The sequence below is a fragment of the Ancalomicrobiaceae bacterium S20 genome (assembly GCA_040269895.1).
Classification (GTDB): domain Bacteria; phylum Pseudomonadota; class Alphaproteobacteria; order Rhizobiales; family Ancalomicrobiaceae; genus Methyloraptor; species Methyloraptor flagellatus.
This window is the reverse complement of the sequence record CP158568.1, coordinates 3,793,698-3,805,000: the sequence shown is the minus strand read 5'-3', so window position 1 is coordinate 3,805,000 and position 11,303 is coordinate 3,793,698. Positions and strand designations below refer to the sequence as shown.

The 11,303-nt window shown below is 65.6% G+C and carries 8 protein-coding genes, 1 tRNA gene, 2 rRNA genes and 1 pseudogene (1 of these 12 only partly in view); 8 read left to right on the top strand and 4 right to left on the bottom strand.

Translation table 11 applies throughout. The features are described from left to right. From ABS361_17265 to ABS361_17255, 3 genes are all read left to right on the top strand, one after another. A 23S ribosomal RNA gene (locus tag ABS361_17265) occupies nucleotides 1-1,613 on the top strand; it begins 1,109 nt to the left of the window's first position. 116 nt (nucleotides 1,614-1,729) lie between these two features. Continuing rightward, nucleotides 1,730-1,844, top strand: a 5S ribosomal RNA gene (rrf, locus tag ABS361_17260). A gap of 231 nt (nucleotides 1,845-2,075) precedes the next feature. Continuing rightward, a tRNA-Met gene (locus ABS361_17255) sits at nucleotides 2,076-2,152 on the top strand. Nucleotides 2,153-2,411: 259 nt separating this feature from the next. Here the strand turns inward: ABS361_17255 and ABS361_17250 are convergent. Then, nucleotides 2,412-2,550: pseudogene (locus ABS361_17250) on the bottom strand (IS256 family transposase). 121 nt (nucleotides 2,551-2,671) lie between these two features. Next, nucleotides 2,672-3,550: a LysR substrate-binding domain-containing protein gene (locus ABS361_17245; GenBank protein XBY43801.1), complete on the bottom strand. Its 879-nt coding sequence runs from the start codon at nucleotides 3,548-3,550 to the stop codon at nucleotides 2,672-2,674. A gap of 106 nt (nucleotides 3,551-3,656) precedes the next feature. On the opposite strand from ABS361_17245, the gene ABS361_17240 reads away from it, so the two are divergent. From ABS361_17240 to ABS361_17220, 5 genes are all read left to right on the top strand, one after another. Further along, nucleotides 3,657-4,406: a glucose 1-dehydrogenase gene (locus ABS361_17240; GenBank protein XBY43800.1), complete on the top strand. Its 750-nt coding sequence runs from the start codon at nucleotides 3,657-3,659 to the stop codon at nucleotides 4,404-4,406. Nucleotides 4,407-4,501: 95 nt separating this feature from the next. Continuing rightward, entirely contained in the window at nucleotides 4,502-5,353 is an 852-nt protein-coding gene (locus tag ABS361_17235) for a transketolase (protein ID XBY43799.1), read from the top strand. An 86-nt stretch (nucleotides 5,354-5,439) separates the two neighbouring features. Then, nucleotides 5,440-6,396, top strand: coding sequence for a transketolase family protein (locus ABS361_17230; GenBank protein ID XBY46928.1), 957 nt, complete (start codon nucleotides 5,440-5,442; stop codon nucleotides 6,394-6,396). A gap of 78 nt (nucleotides 6,397-6,474) precedes the next feature. Continuing rightward, on the top strand, nucleotides 6,475-7,488 hold the full coding sequence (locus ABS361_17225; protein XBY43798.1) for a TRAP transporter substrate-binding protein: 1,014 nt from the start codon (nucleotides 6,475-6,477) through the stop codon (nucleotides 7,486-7,488). Next, nucleotides 7,488-9,344, top strand: a complete 1,857-nt coding sequence (locus ABS361_17220) for a TRAP transporter large permease subunit (protein ID XBY43797.1) — start codon at nucleotides 7,488-7,490, stop codon at nucleotides 9,342-9,344. The genes ABS361_17225 and ABS361_17220 overlap by 1 nt, the downstream gene beginning before the upstream one ends. A 104-nt stretch (nucleotides 9,345-9,448) precedes the next feature. Here ABS361_17220 and ABS361_17215 read toward each other — a convergent pair whose 3' ends face one another. Both ABS361_17215 and ABS361_17210 read right to left on the bottom strand, forming a co-directional pair. After that, the gene (locus ABS361_17215; protein ID XBY43796.1) at nucleotides 9,449-10,519 is read right to left on the bottom strand and encodes an ATP-binding protein; all 1,071 of its coding nucleotides are present in this window, start codon (nucleotides 10,517-10,519) and stop codon (nucleotides 9,449-9,451) included. Beyond that, a complete protein-coding gene (locus tag ABS361_17210) occupies nucleotides 10,516-11,205 on the bottom strand; it encodes a response regulator (protein XBY46927.1) in 690 nt (229 codons plus the stop codon). The genes ABS361_17215 and ABS361_17210 overlap by 4 nt, the downstream gene beginning before the upstream one ends. Nucleotides 11,206-11,303: the final 98 nt, after the last annotated feature.

The window sequence follows — 11,303 nt, the reverse complement described above, 5'->3', positions numbered from 1 at the left end:
GGGGCTCAAGCCACGTGCCGAAGCTGTGGGCTCGAAAGAGCGGTAGCGGAGCGTTCCCTAAGCTGATGAAGCGGTAGTCGCGAGACGCCGTGGAGGTATGGGAAGTGCGAATGCTGACATGAGTAACGATAAAGAGTGTGAGAGACACTCTCGCCGAAAGTCCAAGGGTTCCTGCGTAAAGTTAATCTGCGCAGGGTTAGCCGGCCCCTAAGGCGAGGCCGAAAGGCGTAGTCGATGGGAACCTCGTGAACAATCGAGGGCCTGGGAGTAGTGACGAATTCCGTGTGTTGTTCGATCTTATCGGATTGATCGGGCAGCGAAGGAGTTCCAGGAAACAGCCTCCCGTATAGACCGTACCCGAAACCGACACAGGTGGACTGGTAGAGCATACCAAGGCGCTTGAGAGAACTCTGCTGAAGGAACTCGGCAAATTGCCTCCGTAACTTCGGGATAAGGAGGCCCTGGGCTTGCGCAAGCAGGTTCAGGGGGCACAAGCCAGGGGGTGGCGACTGTTTACCTAAAACACAGGGCTCTGCGAAGCCGCAAGGCGACGTATAGGGTCTGACGCCTGCCCGGTGCCGGAAGGTTAAGAGGAGAGGTGCAAGCTTTGAATCGAAGCCCCGGTAAACGGCGGCCGTAACTATAACGGTCCTAAGGTAGCGAAATTCCTTGTCGGGTAAGTTCCGACCTGCACGAATGGCGTAACGACTTCCCCGCTGTCTCCAGCAGAGACTCAGTGAAATTGAATTCCCCGTGAAGATGCGGGGTTCCTGCGGTTAGACGGAAAGACCCCGTGCACCTTTACTGCAACTTTGCGCTGGCATTCGTGTCGGCATGTGTAGGATAGGTGGTAGGCATTGAAGCATGGGCGCCAGCTCGTGTGGAGCCATCCTTGAAATACCACCCTTATCGTCATGACTGTCTAACTGCGGCCCCACAGGGTCCAGGACAGCGCATGGTGGGCAGTTTGACTGGGGCGGTCGCCTCCCAAAGAGTAACGGAGGCGCGCGATGGTGGGCTCAGAGCGGTCGGAAATCGCTCGTTGAGTGCAATGGCATAAGCCTGCCTGACTGCGAGACTGACAAGTCGAGCAGAGACGAAAGTCGGCCATAGTGATCCGGTGGTCCCACGTGGACGGGCCATCGCTCAACGGATAAAAGGTACGCCGGGGATAACAGGCTGATCTTCCCCAAGAGTCCATATCGACGGGAAGGTTTGGCACCTCGATGTCGACTCATCACATCCTGGGGCTGGAGCAGGTCCCAAGGGTTCGGCTGTTCGCCGATTAAAGTGGTACGTGAGTTGGGTTCAGAACGTCGTGAGACAGTTCGGTCCCTATCTGCCGTGGGTGTTCGAGACTTGAGACGATCTGTCCTTAGTACGAGAGGACCGGGATGGACGCACCACTGGTGGACCTGTTGTCGTGCCAACGGCAGTGCAGGGTAGCTATGTGCGGACGGGATAACCGCTGAAGGCATCTAAGCGGGAAACCCACGTCAAAACAAGGTCTCGCAAAACAGAGCCGTGGAAGACGACCACGTCGATAGGCCAGATGTGTAAGCGCAGTAATGCGTTGAGCTGACTGGTACTAATAGCTCGATCGGCTTGATCGCTCTCATTTATCGATATCCATCGAATGATCCTTCCCGAGCGAAGGATCGACATTCATCCCTGCACGCGGCGGTGACAAAACACCGCCGAAGACCTCTTCACCCTTGCGTTCCGCCGGCCTGGTGGTTCTAGCGGGGGGCCTGTACCCGATCCCATTCCGAACTCGGCCGTAAAACCCCCCAGCGCCAATGGTACTTCGTCTCAAGACGCGGGAGAGTAGGTCGCTGCCAGGCCTGCAGAGCGCAAGTCAATCACACACGAACCCGCAAGGCGCGGCCCCCGGTCCTCCGGACGGCGCCCGCCGCGCGAAACCTTCTCGATCCGACGGACGATCCTCTCCAACGCCCTCGCACTTCTTCCCGAAGTCCGAGGGCGTCGTTGCTTGGTCGACCCGATCCCGTGGCCCCCACGTCCCGACCGGACAAGGACCCATATAATCGGACACAAGCACGAAAAACACCTCACGCGGGGTGGAGCAGCCCGGTAGCTCGTCAGGCTCATAACCTGAAGGTCGTCAGTTCAAATCTGGCCCCCGCAACCAAACAAAACACACACCAAAGCCCGCCAGGTCAAAAAACCGGCGGGCTTTCGTGTGTCGAGACACGGACTCGCGTCCGACGACACGACAAATCCGCGACAATTGTGACGTTACCCCTCAGCCCTGATCCAGCTTGAAGTTCGCTCTGGCCCAACTCGAGGACCAGATGACGTTGCCGCCAAGACAATCTGCCCGTTCTGACGGGCCTTCAGGTATTTGGCGTCGATCCGCGGATAGGGCCAATCGCGTTCGATCGGGCCATCTCGCCCCGTTCGGCACCGGTGTGGGCGCCGATTTCAGCTCCAGCAGGCGCTCGGCGGCGAAGCCGATCATCTCTCCGAGACATCGGCGTCGGCGCTCTTCTCCACGAGCGTCCGCGGGCTCATCATCGGGTCGGTCATCGGTGGTCCCTCGTCGGGTTGGCTCTCGCAACTCCGACCATACCGGCGCTCCGGCACTGACCACCGTTCTCGTCAGCGACGCCACCTGACGGGACACGATCCTCGGGTCCGATCGCGATCGTCAGGCGAGGCCTAGTTCGTGCTGGATCCAGTCGGTGAAGGCGCGGACGACGCGGCGCTGGCGATTGCCTTTCGGGAAGGCCAGATAGTGGCCGATGTAGCGGACGTCCTCCGATCGCCCCCGTAGGGGAGCGACGAGCCGGCCGTCGGCGAGTTCGCGCTCGGCGAGCAGGGTCGATTCCATCGCTACACCGACGCCGTCCGCCGCGGCCGCGAGGGCGAGAAAGCTGCGGTCGAACCGCATGCCGTGCGCGGCCGGCGGCTCCAGGCCATTGGCCGTGAACCAGTGGTGCCACTGCACGCGCTTCACCTCGGAGCGGATCAGGACCTCGCCGTAGAGATCGCGCGGCGTCCGGATCCGCGATGCGAGTTCCGGCGCGCAGAGCGGGGTCATCGTCTCCTCGACCAGCGGCACATACTCCGCCCCGTCGGCGCGCGGCACGCCGTAGACGATATCGACGTCGAAGTCGTCGTTGACGAAGCGGGCATAGTCGGTGCCGGCGGCCAGCCGCACCTCGATCCCGGGTTCGAGCGCGAGGAACCGGGCCAGCCGCGGCGACAGCCACTTCGCCGCGAAGCTCGGCGCGGCGTGCAGGCGCAGGATCTGCGGCCCGCGCTTGGTCACCAGTGCCACGCCGCGCCGCAACTCCTCGAAGGCCGCCGAGACATGGGTCATCAGCGCCTCGCCGGCCGGCGTCAGGGTCACAGTACGGGCATCGCGCCGGAACAGCGTCGCGCCGAGCAGGGACTCCAGTTTGCGGATCGCGTGGCTGACGGCGCTCGGGGTCAGATGAAGCTCATTCGCTGCACTGCGAAAGGATCCGGTTCGCGCGGCGGCCTCGAAGGCCCTGATGGTGGATAGGGGGATCGTGTCGAGCATGATTTGAGTGAATCAGATTCACCGCAACATGACAAATATGCGTTTGTAGGAGGCGGCCCGCGATGCGATCCCTTGGGCAACAAGAGAAACCCGAGGGAGGTTCGGAATGCTTTTGCGGGACAAGACGGCGGTGATTTCCGGCGCGGCGTCGAAACGCGGCATCGGGCGCGCGACGGCGCAGCGCTTCGTGGCCGAGGGGGCCCGTGTCGCGATCCTCGACATTGACGCCGCGGCGGCGCGCGAGGCGGCGGCCGAACTCGGCGCCGGCCATATCGGCGTCAGCTGCAACGTCGCCGACAAGGCCTCGTGCCAGGCCGCCATCGATGAGGTACTCGCCGCTTTCGGCCAGATCGACATCCTGATCAACAATGCCGGCATCACCCAGCCCGTGAAGTTCATGGAGATCTCGCCCGCCGACTGGGATCGCATCCAGGCGGTCAATCTCGACGGCGTGTTGTTCCTGTCCCAGGCCGTGGTGCCCCACATGCGTTCGCGCAAGGCCGGCTCGATCGCCTGCATGTCGTCGGTCTCCGCCCAGCGTGGCGGCGGCATTTTCGGTGGTCCGCATTATTCGGCCGCCAAGGCCGGCGTGCTCGGCCTCGCCAAGGCGATGGCGCGCGAACTCGGACCGGACGGCATCCGCGTCAACTGCGTGACGCCCGGCTTGATCGCGACCGACATCACCGGCGGCAAGCTCACCGACGAGCTCAAGGCGAAGATCCTCGAGGGCATCCCGCTCGGCCGCCTCGGCGCGGCGGAGGACGTCGCCGGGATCTACGCGTTCCTCGCCTCCGATCTTTCGGCCTACGTGACCGGCGCCGTGATCGACGTGAACGGCGGCATGCTCATTCATTGATCGCGAACTGGCCGGCGCTCCCTGAGGCGTCGGCCTCTTTTTCCCAATGTCGCCGATCGCCTCCGTCGCAGGGGGCGTGACGACGGAGATCCGTCATGACCGCACCCGCGCCATCGCCGCGCACCAACGTCAGTCTTGCCGAGCGGGCCTACCGCATCCGGCGCAACGCCCTCGTCATGGGAGAAGTGCAGGGCCAGGGCTACATCGGCCAGGCGCTCGGCGTCGCCGACGTGCTCGCCGTGTCCTACTTCCACGCCATGACCTACCGGCCCGAGGATCCTTATTGGGAGGGCCGCGACCGCTTCTGCCTGTCGATCGGTCACTACGCGATCGCGCTCTACGCGGCGCTGGTCGAGGCCGGCATCATTCCGGAAGACGAGATGATGACCTATGGCGGCGACGACAGCCGGCTGCCGATGTCGGGCATGGCGGCCTATACGCCGGGCATGGAGATCACCGGCGGCTCGCTCGGCCAGGGTCTCGGCATATCGGTTGGCATGGCGCTCGGTCTCAAGCGCAAGCAGGCGAAGAACTGGGTGATCAACCTGCTGTCCGACGGCGAACTCGACGAGGGTTCGACCTGGGAGGCGGCCATGAGCGCGGCCCACTGGAAGCTCGACAACCTGATCGCGCTCGTCGACGTCAACAATCAGCAGGCCGACGGTCCGTCGACCAAGATGCTCGGATTCGAGCCGCTGGCGCCGAAATGGGAAGCGTTTGGCTGGTTCACCCAGCGCGTGAACGGCAACGACATCGATGCGGTTCGTGCCGCCTTCGACGCCGCCAAGGCGCACCCGGTTGCGCAGCCGCGCGTGATCATCTTCGACACCAAGATGTGCAAGGGCGTGCCCTTCCTCGAAGAGCGCGAGATCACGCATTTCGTCCGCGTCGACGCGTCCGAATGGTCGCGCGCCATCGACATCCTCGACGCCGGGAGGCCGTCATGAACCACCACACCCGTTGGCGCCATCAGGCCTTGAAGCCGAAGCCGCTCGCGCCCGGCGAAGAGAAGGTCCGGCTCAAGACCTCGGCGATGATCGCCTCGATCGCCGCCGAGGGGCAGGCGACCCGGCCGGCGCCGTTCGGCCACGCGCTGGTCGCGCTCGCCAAGGAGCGGCCCGAGATCGTCGGCATGACCGCGGATCTCTCGAAGTACACCGACCTGCATGTGTTCGCGAACGCGTTCCCGGATCGGTTCTACCAGATGGGCATGGCCGAGCAGCTCTTGATGAGCGCCGCCGCCGGGATCGCGCGCGAAGGCTTCACGCCCTTCGTGACGACTTACGCGGTGTTCGCCTCGCGGCGGGCCTATGACTTCATCTGCATGGCGATCGCGGAGGAAGCGCTCGACGTCAAGATCGTCTGTGCGCTGCCGGGCCTCACCACCGGCTACGGCCCGTCGCATCAGGCGACCGAGGATCTGGCGATCTTCCGTGCGCTGCCGAACATGACGGTGATCGACCCTTGCGATGCGCTCGACATCGAGCAGGCGGTGCCGCAGATCGCCGATCACAAGGGACCCGTCTACATGCGGCTCCTGCGCGGCAACGTGCCGGCCGTGCTCGACCGCTACGACTACAAGTTCGAGCTCGGCAAGGCCAAGCTCGTCCGTGACGGCGCCGACGTGTTGTTCGTGTCGACCGGCCTGATGACCATGCGCACGCTCGAAGCGGCCGAAGAGCTGGCCAAGGACAATATCTCCGCCGGCGTCCTGCATGTCCCGACGCTGAAGCCGCTCGACGTGGAGACGATCCTGCGCGAGGCCGGCAAGCCCGGCCGACTGGTCGTCACCGCGGAGAACCACACGATCGTCGGCGGTCTCGGCGAGGCGGTCGCGGGCATTCTGATGCGGGCGCGTGCGATGCCCTCCGGCTTCCACCAGATCGCACTGCCCGATGCCTTCCTGGACGCCGGCGCGCTGCCGACGCTGCACGACCGCTACGGCCTGTCGACCCGCGCGGTCGTCGAGGCCGTCAAGGCCCGGCTCTGACGGCACGCCGTCAGAGCCACCGCCCACCGGCAGAAAACAAGGCCGGGGGCTCGAGGAAACGAACCTAAGGAGATATCCATGACCATCCGCGTCACCCGCCGGGCGCTCGTCGCCACGGCGGCAAGCCTGCCGCTCGTCTCTATCCTGTCGCGCCCGGCCAAGGCGGCCGAATTCACCTTCAAGCTCGCGACCGGCCAGGATCCGAGCCATCCGGTCAACAAGCGCGCCAAGGAGGCCGCCGACCGTGTCAAGGAAAAGAGCGGTGGCCGGCTCGAGATCAACGTGTTCCCGGCCAATCAGCTCGGTTCCGACACCGACATGATCGGCCAGGTGCGCAACGGCGCGGTCGAGATGATCAACATCGCGAGCTCGGTGCTGGCGACACTCGTCTCGACGGCAGGCATCGTCAACACGGGCTTCGCCTTCGCCTCCTATGACAAGGTCTGGGCGGCGATGGATGGCTCGCTCGGCGAGGTCGTGCGCAAGGAGATCGAGAAGGCCGGCATCTTCGCGGTCTCCAAGCCTTGGGACAATGGCTTCCGCCAGCTGACCTCCTCGACCCGCGAGATCCGTACGCCCGACGATCTCAAGGGCTTCAAGATGCGCGTGCCGGCGGCACCGATCCTGACCAGCCTGTTCCAGGCACTCGGCGCCGGCCCGACGCCGATCAATTTCAACGAGGTCTATTCGGCACTGCAGACCAAGGTCGTCGAGGGGCAGGAAAACCCGCTGCCGATCATCGCGACGGCGAAGCTCTACGAGGTGCAGAAGTTCTGCAGCCTGACCAGCCACGTCTGGGACGCCTACTGGATCCTCGGCAACCGCCGCGCCTTCTCGCGCCTGCCGCAGGATGTCCAGGAGATCGTCGCGCGTGAGTTCGGCATCGCCGCCGACGCCGAGCGCGCCGATATCGCGGCGCTGAGCCAGAGCCTGAAGGCCGATCTCGCGGCCAAGGGCCTGACCTTCGTCGATGTCGACAAGGAAGCGTTCCGCGCGGTGCTGGCCAAGACCTCGTTCTACAAGGACTGGCGCGCCAAGTTCGGCGAAGCAGCCTGGGGCGTCCTGCAGCAGAACGTCGGGGAGCTCGGGTGATGATGGCCGGTGTCATGACTTCCGCCGCCGGACCGCCGCGGCTCGTCGACACGCTCGAGCGTCTGTTGACGCGGATTGTCGAGATCCCTGCCGCGTTTGCGGTGGTTGCGGAGATCGTGATCCTGCTGACCGGTGTGATCGCGCGTTTCGTGTTCAATCGGCCGCTCACCTGGTCGGACGAACTCGCCTCGATCACGTTTCTCTGGCTCGCCATGCTCGGGGCGGTTCTCGCCCTGAGCCACGGCCAGCACATGCGCATGACGGCGCTGGTGGAGCGAGTCTCGGCCGTCAACCGCGCGCGTCTCGAGGCCTTTGCGATCGCCGTGCCGGCCCTGTTCCTGGCCGTCATGCTGCAGCCCGCGCTGAACTTCGCCGAGGACCAGGACTTCGTGCAAACGCCGGCGCTCGGCCTGCACGACAGCCTGCGGGCCGCCGCGGTGCCGGTCGGCATCGGCCTGATGCTGGCGGTCTCGGTGCTGCGCCTGCTGCGCGCCCGTCTGGCCGATCTGCTGGTCGTCGCCGCCGTGCTCCTGGTGATCGGCGCGGGATTGCACTTCGCAACGCCGGCCCTGAAAGCGATCGGCAACTGGAACCTGTTCGTGTTCTTCGCGGTTCTGATGGGCCTCGGCGTGCTCGCCGGCGTACCGATCGCCTTCTGCTTCGGCATGTCGACGGTCGCCTACCTCCTGACCATGACGACGACGCCGCTCGAGGTGGTCACCGGCCGCATCGACGAGGGCGTCAGCTCGCTCGTGCTGCTCGCCGTGCCGCTGTTCATCCTGCTCGGCCATCTGATCGTGATGACCCGCATGGCCGAGGCGATGGTCGGGTTCCTGATCACGCTGGTCGGCCATGTCCGCGGCGGTCTCGCCTATGTGCTGCTCGGCGCCATGCTGCTCGTCTCGGGCATCTCCGGCGCCAAGACCGCCGACATGGCGGCCGTGGCACCGGTCCTGTTCCCGGGCATGCGCAAGCGCGGCATTCATGACGGCGAGCTGGTGTCGCTGCTCGCGGCCTCCGGCGCCATGGCGGAGACGATCCCGCCATCGATCGTGCTGATCATCATAGGCTCGGTCGCCGGCGTCTCGATCTCTGCCCTGTTCACGGGCGGTATCGTACCGGGCGTGGTGCTGGCGATCGCGCTCGCCATCGTCGCCAAGCGGCGGATGGTCGAGCCGGAGACGGTCAAGCGCTCGCGCGCCTCGGGGGCAGAGATCGGCGCGACCTTCGTCTACGCCATCCCGGCGCTGCTGCTGCCGGTTCTGATCCGGCTCGCGGTGTCGGAAGGCGTCGCGACGGCGACCGAGGTGTCGACGATCGGCATCGTCTATACGGTCGTCGTCGGGCTCCTGGTCTACCGGCGCTTCGACTGGGCGGCGCTCTATCCCGCGTTGGTGAAGACCGCGGCGCTCGCCGGCGCGATCCTGTTCATCATCGGCGCGGCGACCTCGATGGCCTGGGCGCTGACGCAGTCGAACTTTTCGCATGCGCTCGCCGCGGCGATGACCAGCGTGCCCGGTGGGCGCTGGGGCTTCCTGGCCGTGTCGATCGTGGTGTTCATCGTGCTCGGCAGCATCCTGGAGGGCATCCCGGCCATGGTCCTGTTCGGCCCGCTCCTGTTCCCGGCGGCCAAGGCGCTCGGGGTGCACGAGGTCCACTATGCGATGGTGATCATCCTGGCGATGGGCATCGGCCTGTTCACGCCGCCGTTCGGCCTCGGCTACTACGCCGCCTGTTCGATCGGCAACGTCGACCCGAATGCGGGACTGACCCGGATCTGGCCCTACATGGCCGCTCTGGTGATCGGCCTGCTGCTGGTAGCAGCCTTCCCGGTGTTCTCGATCGGGTTCCTCTGATCGGGGCTCAGGAAGACGTCGTCGGTGATGGCCGATTGGTCGCCGGCATCGGCGCGGAGGAGCAGGCGATCACCTGCGCCGTGCCGAAGGCGGACGAATTGCTTCTAGCCGCCCCGTGACCGCGGCAATATGAGATCGAATGTCGCTCCGCCGCGTGCCGAGCGTCGGTACGACACCGTCCCGCCATGCGCCTCGGCGATCGCCCGCACGACCGAGAGCCCGAGACCTGAGCCGCCGGAGCGGCGCGAGCGGGAGGCCTCGCCGCGGCTGAAAGTCTCGAACGCCCGCTTTGCGAAGTCGGGTTCCAGGCCGGGGCCATCATCCTCGACCCGGATCACGACCGTGTCGTCGATGACCAGCGTGGCGATCAGCAGGCGTCCGGGCGTCGCATAGCGACGGGCGTTCTCGATCAGCGCCAGCAGCGCCTGCCGGATCCGCATGCCGTCCGCTTCGATGGCGATGTCGAATGTCGCGAGCTCGACCGAGAGCCCTGCGTCCGAGAGAGCCGGACCGGTCAGATCGAGTATGTGCTGGATCTCGGTCGCGACCGCGACGGTCTCGATCTGCAGGTCCAGGCGCCTGGTTTCGGCCAGCGTCACGACGCGCAGGTCGTCGACCAGCCGCGACAGGCCTTCCGTCTGCAGGAGCAGCGTCCGGATCCGCTGCTCGTCGGGCGTGAAGACGCCGTCGGCGATGCCCTGCAGCATGCCGCGCAGGATCGTCAGCGGCGTGCGCAGCTCATGTGCGATGGCCGCGTTCCAGGCCGCCATCTCGTCGGCCATGTCCTGAAGCCGCTGCGCCATGGCGTTGAAGTCGCTGACCAGATGGGCCGTCTCCCCGAGCGTCCGGTCGCCCGGCAGGGCGCGCGCGGTCAGATCACCGCCGGCGATGCGGCGCGCGCTCTCGGCGATCGAGTTGAGCGGCGCCAGGATGCGGTTCGCCAGCTTCAGCGCCACCACCGAGGCGACGATCAGGGACGGGATGATCAGGAGCAGGAAGATCAGCAGTTCCGTGCTCGATGGCAGCCATTCCTCGTAGTCGATCAGCGTCGGAAAGAACGTGAAGATGACGGCGAAGGCGATATAGAGGCCGACGAACACGACCACCGCCGCCACGACCGTGACGATCGCCATCGACAGGAAGATCTGGCGGCTCAGGCCGCGACGTCCGATCATTCGAGCATCGTCAATCGGTAGCCGACACCGCGCACGCCGGCGAGCATGCCCGCCGCGCCGGCTTGCTCCAGCTTGCGGCGCAGATTGCTGACATGACTGTCGACGGTGCGGTCGAGCGCATCGCCGCCGGGCAGGCAGGCATCGACCAGCTCGCTGCGCGTGAACACCTTCATCGGTGCCCGCGCCATGTGGGCAAGGATCCGAAACTCGGTCAAGGTCAGTTGCAGCGGCGTCGTGCGACCGTCCGCGCCGACCTTCGCCATGTAGCCGTCGAGATCGATGCTGAGCGCGCCGGCGCGCAGCAGGCCGCCCGCCTGGGCGAGCCCGGCGCGCCGCAGCACCGCCTTCGCGCGCGCCACCACCTCGATCGGGTTGAATGGCTTGACGACGTAATCGTCGGCGCCGACGCGCAGGCCCTGCAGGCGGTCGATGTCCTTGTCGAGCGCGGTCACCATGATGACCGGCGTATCGCCGCGGCGCCGGACCTCGGCCAGCACCTCCCAGCCGTCCAGTCGCGGCATGGTCACGTCGAGCAGGATGAGATCCGGCTTCAGCGTCAGATGCAGGTCGACCGCGGTCCTGCCGTCGGCGGCACGTACGGTTCGAAATCCCTCGCGCGTCAAATAGGCATCGAGGATTTCGGCGATCTCGGTCTCGTCTTCGGCAATCAGGACAAGGGCGTTCATGGCAACAGGCTTCATTGTGGTGGCCATGGGGATGGCATGCCGACGCGGCCGCGTCGAGGCGGCGACGGGCGCCTCGACGGAACCTCCACAATACCTCC

Excerpts from the sequence above, each read along its gene's own strand:
- ABS361_17220 (XBY43797.1), top strand. The coding sequence starts at position 7,488 with ATGATGGCCGGTGTCATGACTTCCGCCGCCGGACCGCCGCGGCTCGTC.
- ABS361_17245 (XBY43801.1), bottom strand. The coding sequence starts at position 3,550 with ATGCTCGACACGATCCCCCTATCCACCATCAGGGCCTTCGAGGCCGCC.
- ABS361_17230 (XBY46928.1), top strand. The coding sequence starts at position 5,440 with ATGATCGCCTCGATCGCCGCCGAGGGGCAGGCGACCCGGCCGGCGCCG.
- ABS361_17235 (XBY43799.1), top strand. The coding sequence starts at position 4,502 with ATGACCGCACCCGCGCCATCGCCGCGCACCAACGTCAGTCTTGCCGAG.
- ABS361_17225 (XBY43798.1), top strand. The coding sequence starts at position 6,475 with ATGACCATCCGCGTCACCCGCCGGGCGCTCGTCGCCACGGCGGCAAGC.
- ABS361_17215 (XBY43796.1), bottom strand. The coding sequence starts at position 10,519 with ATGATCGGACGTCGCGGCCTGAGCCGCCAGATCTTCCTGTCGATGGCG.
- ABS361_17240 (XBY43800.1), top strand. The coding sequence starts at position 3,657 with ATGCTTTTGCGGGACAAGACGGCGGTGATTTCCGGCGCGGCGTCGAAA.
- ABS361_17210 (XBY46927.1), bottom strand. The coding sequence starts at position 11,205 with ATGAACGCCCTTGTCCTGATTGCCGAAGACGAGACCGAGATCGCCGAA.